This window comes from Trinickia sp. EG282A, from assembly GCF_040965455.1.
GTDB lineage: Bacteria > Pseudomonadota > Gammaproteobacteria > Burkholderiales > Burkholderiaceae > Trinickia > Trinickia symbiotica.
Map to the genome: position 1 here is coordinate 104,628 of NZ_JBFRCC010000007.1, position 15,712 is coordinate 120,339.

The 15,712-nt window shown below is 62.0% G+C and carries 20 protein-coding genes and 1 tRNA gene; 19 read left to right on the plus strand and 2 right to left on the minus strand.

Going from position 1 to position 15,712, the window contains the following annotated elements:
* The first annotated feature begins 129 nt into the window (after positions 1-129).
* From hisA to tatC, 9 genes are all read left to right on the plus strand, one after another.
* Positions 130-882, plus strand: a complete 753-nt coding sequence (gene hisA, locus AB4Y31_RS28210) for a 1-(5-phosphoribosyl)-5-[(5-phosphoribosylamino)methylideneamino]imidazole-4-carboxamide isomerase (protein ID WP_018440395.1) — start codon at positions 130-132, stop codon at positions 880-882.
* A 132-nt stretch (positions 883-1,014) separates the two neighbouring features.
* On the plus strand, positions 1,015-1,788 hold the full coding sequence (gene hisF / locus AB4Y31_RS28215; RefSeq protein WP_368676943.1) for an imidazole glycerol phosphate synthase subunit HisF: 774 nt from the start codon (positions 1,015-1,017) through the stop codon (positions 1,786-1,788).
* Positions 1,789-1,839: 51 nt separating this feature from the next.
* Complete coding sequence (gene hisI / locus AB4Y31_RS28220; protein WP_018440393.1) at positions 1,840-2,247, plus strand: phosphoribosyl-AMP cyclohydrolase; 408 nt, start codon at positions 1,840-1,842, stop codon at positions 2,245-2,247.
* Positions 2,248-2,353: 106 nt separating this feature from the next.
* Positions 2,354-2,719 carry a phosphoribosyl-ATP diphosphatase gene (locus tag AB4Y31_RS28225; RefSeq protein WP_026229615.1) on the plus strand — a complete coding sequence of 122 codons (366 nt, stop codon included), beginning with the start codon at positions 2,354-2,356 and terminating at the stop codon, positions 2,717-2,719.
* Between the two features lie 90 nt (positions 2,720-2,809).
* Complete coding sequence (locus AB4Y31_RS28230) at positions 2,810-3,190, plus strand: DUF4870 family protein (protein WP_368676873.1); 381 nt, start codon at positions 2,810-2,812, stop codon at positions 3,188-3,190.
* 34 nt (positions 3,191-3,224) lie between these two features.
* Entirely contained in the window at positions 3,225-3,587 is a 363-nt protein-coding gene (locus AB4Y31_RS28235; protein WP_107153085.1) for a histidine triad nucleotide-binding protein, read from the plus strand.
* Positions 3,588-3,623: 36 nt separating this feature from the next.
* Positions 3,624-3,866 (plus strand): Sec-independent protein translocase subunit TatA, encoded by a 243-nt coding sequence (gene tatA / locus AB4Y31_RS28240; RefSeq protein ID WP_368676874.1) that lies wholly within the window; start codon positions 3,624-3,626, stop codon positions 3,864-3,866.
* A gap of 53 nt (positions 3,867-3,919) precedes the next feature.
* Positions 3,920-4,477, plus strand: a complete 558-nt coding sequence (gene tatB, locus AB4Y31_RS28245) for a Sec-independent protein translocase protein TatB (RefSeq protein WP_368676875.1) — start codon at positions 3,920-3,922, stop codon at positions 4,475-4,477.
* 80 nt (positions 4,478-4,557) lie between these two features.
* Complete coding sequence (tatC, locus tag AB4Y31_RS28250) at positions 4,558-5,355, plus strand: twin-arginine translocase subunit TatC (protein ID WP_368676876.1); 798 nt, start codon at positions 4,558-4,560, stop codon at positions 5,353-5,355.
* Positions 5,356-5,395: 40 nt separating this feature from the next.
* On the opposite strand, the gene AB4Y31_RS28255 is transcribed toward tatC, so the two are convergent.
* A complete protein-coding gene (locus tag AB4Y31_RS28255) occupies positions 5,396-6,601 on the minus strand; it encodes a Do family serine endopeptidase (protein ID WP_018440386.1) in 1,206 nt (401 codons plus the stop codon).
* Positions 6,602-6,620: 19 nt separating this feature from the next.
* Here AB4Y31_RS28255 and AB4Y31_RS28260 point away from each other — a divergent pair, with 19 nt between their 5' ends.
* The 9 genes from AB4Y31_RS28260 to AB4Y31_RS28300 all read left to right on the plus strand — a co-directional run bounded on the left by AB4Y31_RS28260 (position 6,621) and on the right by AB4Y31_RS28300 (position 12,810).
* Entirely contained in the window at positions 6,621-7,367 is a 747-nt protein-coding gene (locus AB4Y31_RS28260) for a Nif3-like dinuclear metal center hexameric protein (protein ID WP_368676877.1), read from the plus strand.
* Positions 7,368-7,593: 226 nt separating this feature from the next.
* Positions 7,594-8,214, plus strand: coding sequence for a ubiquinol-cytochrome c reductase iron-sulfur subunit (gene petA, locus AB4Y31_RS28265; protein ID WP_107153090.1), 621 nt, complete (start codon positions 7,594-7,596; stop codon positions 8,212-8,214).
* Positions 8,214-9,605 (plus strand): cytochrome bc complex cytochrome b subunit, encoded by a 1,392-nt coding sequence (locus AB4Y31_RS28270; RefSeq protein ID WP_018440383.1) that lies wholly within the window; start codon positions 8,214-8,216, stop codon positions 9,603-9,605. The genes petA and AB4Y31_RS28270 overlap by 1 nt, the downstream gene beginning before the upstream one ends.
* 22 nt (positions 9,606-9,627) lie before the next feature.
* Entirely contained in the window at positions 9,628-10,398 is a 771-nt protein-coding gene (locus AB4Y31_RS28275) for a cytochrome c1 (protein ID WP_107153092.1), read from the plus strand.
* A gap of 99 nt (positions 10,399-10,497) precedes the next feature.
* Entirely contained in the window at positions 10,498-11,109 is a 612-nt protein-coding gene (locus AB4Y31_RS28280; protein WP_026229613.1) for a glutathione S-transferase N-terminal domain-containing protein, read from the plus strand.
* A 129-nt stretch (positions 11,110-11,238) separates the two neighbouring features.
* Positions 11,239-11,721, plus strand: a complete 483-nt coding sequence (locus tag AB4Y31_RS28285) for a ClpXP protease specificity-enhancing factor (protein ID WP_018440380.1) — start codon at positions 11,239-11,241, stop codon at positions 11,719-11,721.
* Positions 11,722-11,740: 19 nt separating this feature from the next.
* A tRNA-Thr gene (locus AB4Y31_RS28290) sits at positions 11,741-11,816 on the plus strand.
* 383 nt (positions 11,817-12,199) lie between these two features.
* Entirely contained in the window at positions 12,200-12,427 is a 228-nt protein-coding gene (locus tag AB4Y31_RS28295) for an AbrB/MazE/SpoVT family DNA-binding domain-containing protein (protein WP_018440379.1), read from the plus strand.
* Entirely contained in the window at positions 12,424-12,810 is a 387-nt protein-coding gene (locus tag AB4Y31_RS28300) for a type II toxin-antitoxin system death-on-curing family toxin (protein ID WP_368676878.1), read from the plus strand. Before AB4Y31_RS28295 ends, AB4Y31_RS28300 begins: the two co-directional genes overlap by 4 nt.
* Before the next feature lie 121 nt (positions 12,811-12,931).
* On the opposite strand, the gene AB4Y31_RS28305 is transcribed toward AB4Y31_RS28300, so the two are convergent.
* A complete protein-coding gene (locus AB4Y31_RS28305; protein WP_368676879.1) occupies positions 12,932-13,933 on the minus strand; it encodes an alpha/beta hydrolase family protein in 1,002 nt (333 codons plus the stop codon).
* A 258-nt stretch (positions 13,934-14,191) separates the two neighbouring features.
* Between AB4Y31_RS28305 and AB4Y31_RS28310 the strand changes: the two genes are divergently transcribed.
* Positions 14,192-15,385, plus strand: coding sequence for an AAA family ATPase (locus AB4Y31_RS28310; protein WP_368676880.1), 1,194 nt, complete (start codon positions 14,192-14,194; stop codon positions 15,383-15,385).
* Positions 15,386-15,712: the final 327 nt, after the last annotated feature.

The following is a 15,712-nucleotide window of genomic DNA, read 5'->3' on the forward strand; positions in this document are numbered from 1 at the left end:
CGTGAATTTGCTTGCCAGATTTTGCGCCGGCACGCCGGCCGAAGCGCTTCGAGACTGTACTAAACTAGCGAAACGGTTCGCGGCCCGGGCCGCCGATCTCCAACTCATCCCAGACTTAACGCGATTGCTATGCTGCTGATTCCCGCCATCGACCTCAAGGACGGTCAGTGTGTGCGCCTGAAACAAGGCGATATGGACCAAGCGACGATATTCTCCGAGGATCCCGCGGCGATGGCGCGGCACTGGGTGGAGCGCGGCGCTCGGCGGCTGCATCTCGTCGATTTGAACGGCGCGTTCGCGGGCAAGCCGAAGAACGAGGAGGCGATTCGCGCGATCATCGAGGAAGTCGGCAACGAAATCCCCGTTCAACTGGGCGGCGGAATTCGGGATCTCGAGACGATCGAGCGTTATCTCGACGACGGCCTTTCGTACGTGATCATCGGCACGGCCGCCGTGAAGAATCCCGGCTTCCTGCAGGATGCTTGCACGGCTTTCGGCGGGCATATCATCGTCGGGCTCGACGCGAAGGACGGGAAAGTGGCGACGGACGGCTGGAGCAAGCTCACCGGCCACGAAGTCGTCGATCTGGCGCGCAAGTTCGAGGATTACGGTTGCGAGTCGATCATCTATACCGACATCGGCCGCGACGGAATGCTGCAGGGCATCAATATCGACGCGACGGTGCGCCTCGCGCGCGCGGTCAAGATCCCGGTGATCGCGAGCGGCGGGCTTTCGAGCATCGCCGATATCGACGCACTGTGCGAGGTCCAGGACGAAGGCATCGAGGGCGTCATTTGTGGGCGCGCGATCTATTCGGGCGATCTCGATTTCGCCCAGGCGCAAACGCGCGCCGATACATTGCGGGAATCGGACGACGCTTGACCGAACGGCGCTTCGCGCGCTGCCGCGGCCGGCGGCTACCCGCCCAAGAGGTGTGGCCGCCCGGTCCGGTCACGAACATTCACGATGGCATCCGCCTTGGCCGGGCGGGCTTTCAGCGGCACTTGCACCAATATGGCACTAGCTAAACGCATCATTCCCTGTCTCGACGTAACCGCCGGGCGAGTCGTCAAAGGCGTGAACTTCGTCGAGCTGCGCGACGCCGGGGATCCGGTCGAGATCGCGCATCGTTACGACGAGCAAGGCGCCGACGAGCTCACGTTTCTCGACATTACGGCCACGTCGGACGGCCGCGATCTGATTCTGCCGATCATCGAGGCCGTCGCTTCGCAGGTCTTCATTCCGCTAACGGTCGGCGGCGGCGTGCGCGCCGTCGAAGACGTGCGGCGGCTGCTCAACGCCGGCGCGGACAAGATCAGCATGAACTCGTCGGCCGTCGCCAATCCGCAATTGGTGCGCGATGCGGCCGGCAAGTACGGCTCGCAGTGCATCGTCGTCGCGATCGACGCCAAGCGCGTCTCGGCGGAAGGCGAGACGCCGCGTTGGGAGGTCTTCACGCATGGCGGGCGCAAGGCGACCGGGCTCGATGCCGTGCAGTGGGCGAAGCAAATGGCCGACTACGGTGCCGGCGAGATCCTGTTGACGAGCATGGACCGCGACGGGACGAAGAGCGGCTTCGATCTTGCGCTGACACGCGCCGTATCGGACGCGGTCCCGGTGCCCGTCATCGCTTCGGGCGGCGTCGGCTCGCTGAAGGACTTGGCCGACGGCATCGTCGAAGGCCACGCGGACGCCGTGCTGGCCGCGAGCATCTTCCACTACGGCGAGCATACGGTGGGCGAGGCCAAGCGCTTCATGGCCGAACAAGGCATTCCCGTGAGACAGTGAGATGGAACGATTGCTCACGCTCATTCCATTCGCTGCTGCCCGGAGGTTCAGATGATTGCGCCCGACAAGTCGTGGCTCGACAAGGTTCAATGGGACGCGAACGGCCTGGTTCCGGTGATCGCACAGGAAGCTTCGACGAACGACGTGCTGATGTTCGCGTGGATGAACCGTGAGGCTCTCGCAAAGACGATCGAGACGGGCCGCGCCGTTTATTTTTCCCGCTCGCGTCAGCGCCTCTGGTTCAAGGGCGAGGAGTCGGGCCATGTGCAGCATGTGCGCGAAGTGCGGCTCGACTGCGACGAGGACGTCGTGCTGCTGAAAGTCGAGCAGGTGTCGGGCATCGCCTGCCACACGGGCCGACATTCCTGCTTCTTTCAGAAATTCGAGGGCACGGCCGACGAGGGCGACTGGGTGGCCGTCGATCCCGTGCTGAAAGACCCCGAGCATATTTACCGATAAGCTCGGCTGCGGGCGCGGCTGAGCGATCGTGTCGACGGAGCCGGCCGGTTCGCCCGCCTCGTCGATCGACATGGTTCCGATTCACTGATTCAATGAAGCGACACCACTGATGCAATCGACCGAAGATACGCTGCTGCGGCTTGCGGCCGTGATCGATAGCCGCAAGGGCGGCGATCCCGAGAGTTCGTACGTTGCCCGCCTGTTTCACAAGGGTGACGATGCGGTGCTGAAGAAGATCGGCGAGGAAGCGACCGAGGTCGTGCTCGCCGCGAAGGATGTGCGCCAGGGCGGCGCGCCGGCCGCGCTCGTCGGCGAGGTGGCCGATCTCTGGTTCCACTGCCTCGTCATGCTCTCGCATTTCGAGCTGAGCCCGGCCGATGTCATCGCGGAGCTCGAGCGCCGCGAGGGGATGTCGGGCATCGAAGAGAAGGCGTTGAGAAAGCGCCGTGAACGGGAAGAGAACGGCGGATAAAATTTAGAAGGCAACAACCGGCCAACATCGGCACGAGCGAGCTTCGATCGATCATCGATCGAGCGGTTTCGGAAGGGGAGAGGCGCGAAGATGGAAGATCCAGGCGGACGTTCACCTGTTTCGTATGGCGGCACGGCCGATGCGGACCGCATTCGCACGCTGACGCACGTGCTTTATGGGCTCTATGCGGTGCATTGGTTCACGGGCGGCATCTCCGGGCTCGTCGCGATCATCATCGACTACGTGAAGCGGCCAGACGCGGCCGGGACGCCGTATGCGGCGCACTTCGAATGGCAGATCCGGACGTTCTGGCTCGGGCTGATTGGCTACGTGATCGGCTGGGCCCTCGTCTTCGTCGTCGTCGGCTTTGTCATCCTTGGAGCCGTTTCCATCTGGATGCTGTACCGTATCGTCAAGGGCTGGCTGTATCTGTACGACAACAAGCCGCTCGAGCCGCGCGCGTGGTTCTGATCGACGCCGCCGCGCCCCATTCACCGGGAAGACCATGAGCCACGAAAACTGCCTCTTTTGCAAGATCGCCGCCGGCGAAATTCCGAGCACGAAAGTGCACGAGGACGACGAATTTCTCGCTTTCAAGGACATCCGCCCGGCCGCGGCCACGCATATTCTCGTGATTCCGCGCCGGCACATCGATACGCTCTCGAATTGCGATGAAAGCGATGCCCCGCTGCTTGGTAGAATGATGGTTCTGGTGGCGCGCCTCGCCGATAAACTCGGCTGCGCCTATACCGGCGGCGAGACGGGTTTTCGCACGGTGATCAATACGGGGCCAGGCGGGGGACAGGAAGTCTACCATCTGCACGCGCATCTGCTTGCCGGGCCGCGCCCGTGGCAGCGGATGGGTTAAGCGCGTCGCGCTCTTCAAGGGTTTCAGGAGATTCACATGGGTTCGTTGAGCATTTGGCACTGGCTGATCGTGCTTTTGATCGTGGCGCTCGTCTTCGGGACGAAGAAGCTGCGCAATATCGGCGGCGATCTGGGCAGCGCCGTGAAGGGATTCAAGGAAGGGATGAAGGAAGGCGAGACGCCCGCTTCCCCCGCATCGACGAGCGAGCGGCGCGAGTTGCCGAACGGCGCCGTGGACGTCGAGGCGAAGGAAAAGGTTCGCTCGAGCGACTATCGCTGATGCGGGCCGCTCGCGTGGGCGTCCGATGACCTGACGACGGAAGAACGAAGCCGATGCTCGACCTCGGTCTGACCAAAATGGCCTTGATCGGCGTGGTGGCGCTGGTCGTGCTCGGCCCCGAGCGGCTGCCGCGCGTCGCGCGCACGGCGGGCGCGCTCTTCGGCCGCGCGCAGCGCTATATCAACGACGTGAAGGCGGAAGTCACGCGTGAAATTGAACTCGACGAGCTGCGCCGCATGAAGACCGATTTCGAATCGGCGGCGCGCAACGTCGAAAACAAGATCCACGAGACCGTGCAGCGCGAGGAAACCGAATTGACCGACGCTTGGCGGGCGGGCACCTCGGTGTCGCCGAGCATCGCCAGCGGGGCGTCCGCTGCCATCGAAGACGCCGGTACGGCGGGCGCCGCCGACCCGCCGCCATTCGGCATGCCCGGCAACGGCGGTGGTGCGCTCGGCGCGGAGAAGCGGCGCAATTGGCGGGCGAAGCGGCTTGCCACGCCCGTCTGGTATAAACGCGCGACGGCGCGCCGCATACACGTACAGTCGGGCGCCGCGCGCGTGGCGCGCCACACGCCGGCGAGCTTGCGTACGCCGAAGCGCTTTCTCTGATTCAGAGCGCGCGTGCGAGCCGCCTTTCCCGTCTTTCCCCTTTCGATGCCGCAAGTGACGATATTCCAACGAGGGCCGGTGTGAGCGACCCCAACAAACCCGACAGCCCCAACGATCCGAACGACGGGGGCCCCGAGGAAACCTTCATCTCGCATCTCGTCGAGCTGCGCGACCGGATCATCCGGGCGGGGATTTCCGTCATCGTCGTCTTCGTCGCGCTCGTCTATTGGGCGCCCGACATTTTCCGCTTGCTTGCGCGGCCGCTGATGGAAAATCTGCCCGCCGGCGGGAAGATGATCGTGACCGACGTGACGGGCTCATTCTTCGTGCCGATGAAGGTCACGATGGTCGTGGCGCTCGTGATCGCTTTGCCGTTCGTCCTTTACCAGATCTGGGCGTTCGTCGCGCCGGGCCTTTATCAGCACGAGAAGCGGCTCGTCACGCCGCTCGTCGGCAGCAGCTATGTGCTGTTCCTCTGCGGGATGGCTTTTGCCTATTTCGTCGTATTCCCGACGATCTTTCGCGTCATGGCGCACTACAACGCGCCGCTCGGCGCGGAGATGACGACGGACATCAACAACTACCTGAGTTTCGTGCTGACGATGTTCATTGCGTTCGGGGTGACGTTCGAAGTGCCGATCGTCGTCGTCTTGCTCGTGCGGATGGGCGTGCTGACGATCAAGAAGCTGAAGGAGATCCGGCCCTACGTCGTGGTGGGGGCGTTCATCGTCGCGGCCGTCGTGACGCCGCCCGACGTTTTCTCGCAGTTGATTTTGGCCGTGCCGCTGATCGTCCTCTACGAGGCCGGCATCATCGCGGCGCGGTTCCTGGTCGGTAAGGACCGCGCGCTCGCCGATAAAGAGCACGCCGCGAGCTGATCGAGCGCCGCCCGCGCGGCGCTCGGCTTGCGGCCTCGGCTCATTCGTCGGGCTGCGAATTCTCGTCGCTGGCCTGCTTCGGCGGGGGCGGGCGCTTGCCGATCGTCACCTTGACTTCCATTTCCTTGTTCTTCCGCTTCAGGCGGATTTTGGCGTCGGTGCCAGGCTTGATCTGCGCGATCACGTTGAGAAGGCGCGTGGTATCCGTTATGTCCTGGCCGTTCACGTTGAGCAACACGTCACCGGGTTTGATGCCGGCCTTGTCGGCAGGCCCGCCCTGAAGCACGCCGGCCACGATCGTGCCCTTTTGCTCGAGTCCGAACGACTCGGCGATGGCCGGTGTCACATCCTGCGGCTCGACGCCGATCCAGCCGCGCGTGACGGCGCCCGTCGTGATGATGCTTTCGAGCACGCTCTTGGCCGTCGAGACCGGGATCGCGAAGCCGATCCCGAGCGAGCCGCCCGAGCGCGAGTAGATCGCCGTATTGATGCCGAGCAGATTGCCGTGCGCATCGATCAGCGCGCCGCCCGAGTTGCCGGGATTGATCGGCGCGTCCGTCTGAATGAAGTTCTCGAACGTATTGATGCCGAGGTGATTGCGCCCGAGCGCACTGATGATGCCCATGGTGACGGTTTGGCCGACCCCGAACGGGTTGCCGATCGCGAGCACGACGTCGCCCACGCGGGCCTCGTCCATCCTGCCGAGCGTCATCGTCGGCAGGTTCGACATGTTGATCTTGAGCACGGCGAGATCGGTTTCGGGGTCGACGCCGACTACTTTCGCATTCGTTCTGCGGCCGTCGGCCAGCGCGACTTCGATCTCGTCTGCCCCGTCGACGACATGTTGGTTCGTTAGAATGTAGCCTTCCGAGCTGACGATGACGCCCGAGCCGAGGTTCGTCGCCGGCTCGTCCTGCGGCTCCTTGCCGCCTTTCGGATTGCCGAAGAAGTACCGGAACAGCGGGTCGTTCGCTTGCGGATTCGGCGGCAACGATCCACCCTTGCCGGAGAAAACGTTGACGACGGCCGGCATCGCTTTTTGGGCGGCGTCGGCATACGAGGTCACGGCCGAGCTCGAGCCCGTTCCCGGCGCGACTTCCCGCAGCGCGACGATCGGCGAGGCGAGCTGCTTGCCGAATTGCCCCTGCCGCTGCAGCCATTGCGGCTTGAGCGTCACCACGATGAACATGAGCGCGAGCAGCACCGTCACCGCTTGGGCAAAAAACAGCCAAAACCGTCTAAGCATTTGAAGAATCGAGGTTTATATGGATCGCATAGAACTTGAATTGTACTTGAATGGGTTGCTCGATACGGGCCGGTTCAAGGATTACAGCCCTAATGGGCTTCAGGTGGAGGGACGTCGACGCGTCGACAAGATCGCCACCGGCGTCACCGCTTCGCTGGCCTTTCTGGAAGCGGCGCTCGAATGGGGGGCGGACGCCGTCCTCGTGCATCACGGTTATTTCTGGCGCAACGAAACGCCGCAAGTTACGGGCCGCAAATACCGGCGCCTGAAGCTCCTGCTCGCCAACGACATCAATCTTTTCGCCTTTCATTTGCCGCTCGACGCCCATCCCGAACTCGGCAACAACGCGCAGCTCGGCGCGCGCATGGGTCTCATCGGCGAGTCGCACTTCGGCCCCGACGATCTCGGCTGGATGGCGACGCTGCCGATGCCGATCACGCTCGCGCACTTCGTCGCGCAGGTCGAACAGACGCTTGGCCGCACGCCGCTCGCGCTCGGCGATCCGGACAGCGAACTGCGGCGCGTCGCCTGGTGCACGGGCGCCGCGCAAAGTTACTTCGAGGCGGCGATCGACGCGGGCGCCGATGTTTTCCTGACCGGCGAGGTGTCCGAGCCGACCACTCACATCTCGGCCGAGAGCGGCGTAGCCTTTCTTGCGGCGGGGCACCATGCGACCGAGCGCTACGGCGTGCAGGCGGTCGGAGCCCATCTGTCCGAGCGTTTCGATCTCGAGCATCTCTTCATCGATATCGATAATCCCGTTTGAGATTGCTATTTGGTTGCGCTGCAATACGATCTATTGTGCAAAGTGTTTAAAGAATAAAGAAAAATGGGGTGCGGCGAACGGCCGCGCGCTGGGGGGAAACCCTTACGGATCAATCGCTTCGCATGGTTTCTGTCGGTCGGGTCTTGTAAATGACGACTCCATTCCCGCAAACTAGCGGCGGTGGAAAAAGCGTGACGGAAAATCCAACTCAGAAGTGGGGCGTGTGATGCGAGACAAAGAAGAGGAACGCGTCGACGGCAGCCGCCGTACCTGGCTGATTGCGACGTCCGTAGCAGGCGGCTTTGGAGGCGTGGCCGCTGTCGTACCGTTTGCGAGCTCTTTAGCACCATCCGAGAAAGCCAAGGCCGGCGGCGCGCCGGTCGAGGTCGACATCAGCGATCTGAAGCCCGGGGAGATGAAGACGGTCTCGTGGCGCGGCAAGCCTGTCTGGATCATCAATCGCACCGACGAGATGCTGGCCGACGTCAAGAAGGCCGACCCCGAGCTTGCCGATCCGCAGAGCAAGAACCCCTTCTCGATGCCGCTGCCCGAGTATTGCAACAACGAATACCGGTCCCGTGCCGATCACAAGAACATTTTTGTTGCCGTTGCCGTCTGTACCCATCTCGGCTGCACTCCGACGCAGCGCTTCACGCCCGGCCCGCAGCCGAATTTGCCGAGCGACTGGCCCGGCGGATTCCTGTGCCCGTGCCACGGCTCGACCTACGATCTTGCTGGCCGTGTCTTCAAGAACAAGCCCGCGCCGCAAAACCTCGATGTTCCGCCCTACCAGTTCACGTCCGCAACCACGCTCGTGGTCGGCAAGGACGAGAAAGGAGAAGCGTAATGGCTACGACAGAGAAGGCAGAGAAAGCAGTCGAGACGACGGGCCTCACCGGCTGGATCGACCGACGCTTTCCGATGACGGCGACTTGGAAGGCACACGTTTCCGAGTACTACGCACCGAAGAACTTCAACTTTTGGTACTTCTTCGGCTCGCTTGCGCTGCTCGTGCTCGTGAACCAGATCGTCACGGGCATTTTCCTGACGATGAACTACAAGCCCGATTCGACGCTCGCATTCGCGTCGGTCGAATACATCATGCGCGAGGTGCCTTGGGGGTGGCTCATCCGCTACATGCATTCGACGGGCGCGTCGATGTTCTTCGTCGTCGTCTACTTGCACATGTTCCGCGGCCTGATGTACGGGTCGTATCGCAAGCCGCGCGAGCTCGTATGGCTCTTCGGCTGCGCGATTTTCCTGTGTCTCATGGCCGAGGCGTTCTTCGGTTACCTGCTCCCGTGGGGGCAGATGTCGTACTGGGGCGCGCAGGTGATCGTGAACCTCTTTTCGGCGATTCCGTTTATCGGCCCCGATCTGTCGCTCTGGATTCGCGGCGATTACGTCGTATCGGACGTGACGCTGAACCGCTTCTTCGCCTTGCACGTGATTGCGATTCCTCTCGTACTCGTCGGTCTCGTGTTCGTGCATTTGATTGCGCTGCACGAAGTGGGCTCGAACAATCCGGACGGCATCGAGATCAAGGCGAAGAAAGGGCCGGACGGCCGCCCGCTCGACGGGATTCCGTTCCATCCCTACTACAGCGTGCACGACTTCTTCGGCGTTTGCGTGTTCCTGATCGTGTTCGCGGCCATCATTTTCTTCTCGCCGGAGATGGGCGGATATTTCCTCGAGCAGAACAACTTCATTCCGGCGAATCCGTTGCAAACACCGTCCGAGATCGCGCCCGTGTGGTATTTCACGGCGTTCTACGCCATGCTGCGCGCGACGACGGACCCTTTCAAGATCGTCCTGATGATCGTCGTGGCGCTGCTCGGCCTACTCGCGCTCGTGCGCGCGCGCGGCAAGTGGCGCATCGGTTTGCCGGTGCTGTCCGCGCTCGTCATCGTCGCGATGCTGTTGACGGAGTCCAAGTTCTGGGGCGTGGTGGTGATGGGCTCGGCCGTGCTCTCGCTCTGCTTCCTCCCGTGGCTCGACCATAGCCCGGTCAAGTCGATCCGCTACCGGCCGTTCTTTCATAAGGTGTTCTACGGCATCTTCGTGCTGGCGTTCCTGATCCTCGCATTTCTGGGGACGCGGCCACCATCGCCGGTTGCGACCGTCATTGCTCAGGTTTGCGCGCTCATCTACTTCGCGTTTTTCCTCGGCATGCCGTTCTGGACACCGCGCGGCAAGTTCAAGACGCCGCCGGAGCGCGTTCGGTACAAGCCTCATTGAATCGGGAGCGAGGAACAACGATATGAATACATGGCTTTCGAAGCTTGCGCGAATCGGCGCGGTGGCCGCGGTGCTCGCGGCCGGCGTCGCGGCGGTTCCGGCATCGGCTCAGGAGGAAGGATTCCGGCTCGATCGTGCGCCCGACAACACGGCGAACCTTGTCTCTTTGCAGCATGGTGCACAATTGTTTGTAAACTATTGCCTGAACTGCCACAGTGCGAACCTTGTACGTTACAGTTCGCTTACGCAGCTCGGCATTTCGCAGAAGGAGATCGAGCAGAATCTGCTGTTCACGACCGATAAGGTCGGCAATACGATGAGCGTGGCGATGCGGCCGACCGACGCGAAAACGTGGTTCGGCGTGACGCCGCCCGATTTGTCGGTGGAGGCGCGAGCGCGCGGCAGCGATTGGCTCTACACGTACCTGCGCAGCTTCTATCTCGACGATACGCGGCCCACGGGGTGGAACAACATGGTGTTCCCGAACGTTGGAATGCCTAACGTTCTATGGCAGTTGCAGGGCGAGCGGACGGCGAAGTACGAGGACGTGACGGATGCCGAGACGGGGGAGAAGTCGCATCGGTTCGTCAGCTTCGAGCAGGTGAAACCGGGGACGATGTCCCGGGTAGATTATGATTCTGCCGTGGCCGACCTCGTCGCCTACCTGACCTGGATGTCGGAGCCGACGCAGCACGTGCGCAAGCAGCTTGGCGTGTGGGTGCTGCTGTTCCTGGGCGTCCTGACGTTTTTCGCCTGGCGGCTGAACGCGGCGTACTGGAAGGACGTCAAGTAATTCACGCCGTGATACCGGTGTGGGGCCGGCGCACGGAAGAGCACGCTTCGGCGGCTTTTCGGCGCGCTGGCCCTTCAGTTTTTTGAGGAAACTTTAGACATGATGGTTTTGTATTCCGGCACTACTTGCCCGTTTTCCCAGCGTTGCCGACTGGTTCTGTTCGAAAAGGGCATGGACTTCGAGATTCGCGACGTCGACCTCTTCAACAAGCCGGAAGACATTGCGGTGATGAATCCGTACGGGCAGGTGCCGATTCTCGTCGAGCGCGACCTGATCCTTTACGAATCGAACATCATCAACGAGTACATCGACGAGCGCTTCCCGCATCCGCAACTGATGCCGGCCGATCCGGTGCAGCGCGCGCGTGCGCGGCTCTTCCTGCTCAACTTCGAGAAGGAGCTGTTCGTGCACGTCGGCACGCTTGAGAACGAGAAGGGCAAGGCGGCCGAAAAGAGCCACGAGAAGGCGCGTCTCGCGATCCGCGATCGGCTCACGCAGTTGGCACCGATCTTCCTCAAGAACAAGTACATGCTGGGCGAGGAGTTCTCCATGCTCGACGTGGCGATCGCGCCGCTCTTGTGGCGTCTCGATCACTATGGCATCGAGTTGTCGAAGAACGCGGCGCCGCTCATGAAGTATGCCGAGCGTATTTTCAGCCGCCCGGCCTACATCGAAGCGCTGACGCCTTCCGAGAAGGTGATGCGCCGCTGAGCGCCGCGCGCAAAGTGGTTTTGGGGGCAGCCGCCGCGCGGCTTGGCGGTTCGATAGCGGTCGTTTCGCTTTCGCTTTCGCTTCGGGCTGATTGGGTAGCGCGGTGCTGTTTCCGAACGAGGATTGTTGATGCAAGAGATTCCGACTAAGCCTTATCTGCTGCGCGCGCTCTACGAGTGGTGCACGGATAACGGGTATACGCCGCACATCGCCGTGCGGGTCGATAACCAGACGCGCGTGCCGCGCCAGTTCGTGCACAACGACGAGATCGTGCTCAACATCAGCTTCGAGGCGACGAGCCAGTTGCAGATGGGCAATGAGTGGATCGAGTTCAGCGCGAGGTTTTCGGGCAAGGCGCACAAGATTGAGGTGCAGGTTGCGAACGTGCTCGCGATTTATGCGCGCGAGAACGGGCAGGGCATGGCATTCCCGGTCGAGCCCGCGGTAGGGCCCGCGGCGACGGCTCCGGCCGAGCCCGTGGAGGAGGGGCAAGCGCCGCCGAGCGACGCGCCCCGCGCGGAGTCGAGCGAGCCGGAAGAAGGTCGCTCCCCGAGCTCCGACGACGACGGCTCGAAAGGCGGCGGCAAGGGGCACCTCAAGATCGTGAAATGAAGTAGAATCACGGGCTCACGCCGGCTTAGCTCATCTGGTAGAGCAGTTGATTTGTAATCATCAGGTGGCGGGTTCGAGTCCTGCAGCCGGCACCAATAAAATCAAGGGATTACGTGAGTTTCACGTAATCCCTTGTGCTTTTGCCGCGTCAAAAAGTACAGTTTCGGTACGCCGGCGGTAGCAGACGAGTGATCGTCGTGATCGCCGCAGGCAATCGAACTGAAAAACAACGACGAGCAGTGAGCGTCTGGCGCACGGCGGCGTTCGTCGTTGTGCTTTCTACCTTGTACCTTTGGGCAAACGTTGTGGTCCCGGAGTGATGGGCTGGGCGACGGTCGAAGGTGAAGCGCCGCGGCCGGTGGCAATACAGATGCGCCGAGTTGGCGTTGCAGCCTCCTGCAGTTCCGTCCATGGCCTTGCTTGTTGGCGTCTGGCTGCGTGCCATATAATAAAAATTATATGGCTCTCGGAGGCGCAAATGCTTACATTCAAGGTGACGACAGTAGGGGCGTCAGCCGGCTTCATCCTCACCAAAGAGGCGATGGCGCGGCTCAAGGTAAAGAAGGGGGACACGGTGTACCTTACGGAGGCGCCCGAGGGCGGGTACCGGATTACGCCTTATGACCCTGATTTCGAGCGCCAGATGAGGTTGGCGGAAGAAATCATGCATGACGACCGCGACATCTTGCGGGCGCTTGCCAAGTGACCGTGTGGCGATGGGTTCGCGCGGACCTCGTTTATGCCGTGCATGACCGCCAGTTGGCGGAGCACGGTGGCCCTGACGGTGTGCGCGACATAGGCGCTGTTGAGTCCGCATTGGCACGACCGCAGAATCTCGATATGTACGGGGACGCGGACGTTGCTGCGCTGGCAGCCGCCTATGCCTATGGTTTGGCTCGGAATCATGGTTTCGCCGATGGCAACAAGCGGACCGCATGGATTGCTGCGCGCTTGTTTCTCGCCGACAACGGCTATCGCGTTCAGTTTGATCCGGCTGACGCGGTTAGAACGATGGAAGATGTTGCCGCCGGCGAGATCGACGAGGGGCAACTCGCGGAGTGGTTTCGGCAGCGGACAGTGCTTGCTTGATAGGTCGGGGGAGGGGCGGAGCGAAGCCCCGACTTCGCCACTATCCAACGATCGATGAGTATTACGGCACAGTCCGCAGCAGCAACTGCCCGCGTTGGACGACATTCCGCCGGGCTCCAATTCAGAATCCGAACTGCTTGACGAAACGGTCCACAGGCACCGACCACATCTTCCCGCCGTAGGAGAGCAGGAAGTGCCCATCGTGGCCAGCCAATTCGCCCGGGTTGACGAATTCCGCGGGACTGCCTCCGGATACGAACGCATCGAACCACCGCCGAGGAGCTTCCGGTCCCCAGTAGTGGTCGTTCTCGGCATATAGCCAGATACCCGGTAAGGCGGTCGTCTTGCCCAGTTCGGCCATGACCTCCTTCATTTGTTCGGGGTCGCAACTGTGGCCCGGCGAGCGATCCGGCAAGCCGCCGGCTCCGCCCGCGAAATTGATATAGGCGATCACGCCTGAAGGATGCGTCGCGGCGGTCGCGACCGTCGCAAATCCGCCAACCGAGCCGCCCTCGAGCACGATGCGCTTGCTGTCGACCCAGGTCTGCGCCCGTGCCCAGTTGATGGCGGCAGAAGTTTCCTGAGCCGTCACTCTCGCCAATTTTCGATAATCGGGCCGGCTTCTGCAGGTGCCGAAGGAGTCGAACCAGCTTCCGGAATCCTCGATATCCGGGCCGCCCGTCTTGCCATAGCCCACACGGACCGGCGCGACGATAGCAAAGCCCTTCGCCAGCCAATATCTGACATGCCCATTGCCGATGGGATGCGCGAGCTTGGCGCGGTCCAAGCCGTCGGCCGCGCGCCCGTGCGAAAAGATCAGCGTGGGAAATGGCCCGTCGCCCGCGGGTTTATAGACTTCGGTATGCATGGCGACATCGCCCCCGAACGCGCCTACACTGGGCACCGTGATGGAGACGATTTCAGGCTCGACAGCGGCGCGCGAAACGCTCGTTGCCGATACTGGCGCAACGGCCGATGCCGACGCTTCGTCGGCGAGCGAAGGTTGTGTAGCGAAACCGCTTGTCAAGGCGACGATGACCGCTGCGCGGACGAATTTCCATGGAAATTCACCAACGCATCCCTTATGACCGGCTATCCGCGACCGCAAAGATTGTTTTTTCATTACCCCGTCCAGGTCTTGTAGTTTGGCGTTTTCAATTGCGGCCGATGAGCTTATAACGACTTGCACACAACTGGGCAATCAATCCGCTGACCGGCAAGTCGCAACGTGCCGCCTGCCCCGCATAAGCTAGCGGCGTCGTCGTCCCGTTGCGTCCTCGCTTCTCGAGAAGGTCTGCCGTCGATAGTAAAGTTACTCGAGTTTATATGTAATGACGATAACAATGATAAACTGCAGTAACATCGCTCGAATCGACGATTCATGGATCCCCTCTTGAACCCCTTCTCGCCGGGCGCGGGAACGCCACCGCCCGAGCTGGCTGGCCGTCGCGAATTGCTGCGCCAGGCCGAACTCTCGCTCGCTCGGGTCAAAGCGGGGCGCGCGGCGAAGAGCTTTTTCCTTATCGGTCTGCGCGGCGTCGGCAAGACCGTGCTTCTCAACCGCATTGAACAAATCGCCGAAGACGCCAGCTACCAGTCCGTTTTCGTCGAGGCACATGAAGGCAAATCGTTGGCGGCGTTGCTCGCGGCGCCGTTGCGACAACTGCTGTTTGCGCTTGATCGCATGGCGAGCCTGAGCGCCAGGGTGAAGCGAGGCCTGCGCGTACTGAAGAGCTTCGTCAGCGGCGTCAAACTGCGTGTCCAGGATATTGAAATTGGGCTGGATATCGATCCCGAGCGAGGTACGGCCGACTCGGGCGATCTGGAGGCGGACCTGCCCGACCTGCTTACCGCCGTTGCCGAGGCGGCGCAAGACAGAGGCGTTGCCGTGGCGATCTTGATCGACGAGGTGCAGTACCTCACGGAGGCCGAACTGAGCGCCCTTATCATGGCTGCGCATCGCATCGCGCAGAAGCAGTTGCCGCTGATCGTCATAGGCGCGGGCCTGCCGCAGCTCGTCGGCCTGAGCGGCCGCTCGAAGTCCTATGCCGAGCGCCTCTTCGATTTTCCGGCTATAGGGCCGCTCGCTCCGGAGGATGCTGCGGCGGCACTCGCTGAACCTGTACAAAGCGAGGGCGTACGTTTCACCGAGGACGCCCTCGCCGAAGTCGTACGCGTAACCGAAGGCTATCCATATTTCCTGCAAGAGTGGGGCTACCAGGCCTGGAACGTTGCCCCAGCCAGTCCGATTGACGTCGAGGCAGTGAACGAAGCGACGCGCCGCTCCATCGCGCGGCTGGACGAGAGCTTCTTCCGAATGCGTTTCGACCGCCTCACTCCGCGCGAAAAGGCATACATGCGAGCACTCGCGGAACTCGGCGCGGGCGCGCAACGCTCGGGTGAAATCGCCGACTTGCTCGGCGTGAAGGTCCAATCGATCGCGCCGGTGCGCAATGCGCTGATCAAGAAAGGAATGATCTACAGCCCGGCACACGGCGATACGGCATTCACGGTGCCGCTGTTCGACCAGTTCATGAAGCGCATCATCCCGAATTTGACCGCCGCGAGCGCCTAAGAACGATTAAGGGACCCCTCAAGGGCTCCTAAGGCCGCGCCCGGCGACTACGTAGTCCTACGTAACGCGCTTCCGTAGTGCTGCGGTTGTGAGCAATCCAGCGATCGTGAATACTTAGCGCCGGTCGGACTCTATCCCGCCTTGTAATAGTCGAGCAGGCTCGCGGCGAACGGACTCTTGTCCTCGCCGATAACAACGATAACCACAGGAGACTCGCCGCGATCCCGATGCCGCATCGGGGTCTCGGCTACCACCCGTGCGCTGGCCGTGCGCGGTCTCCCTCGTGAATCGATGCCGCCCGGGCTGTCCGCCGTGCCTCAAACCCTG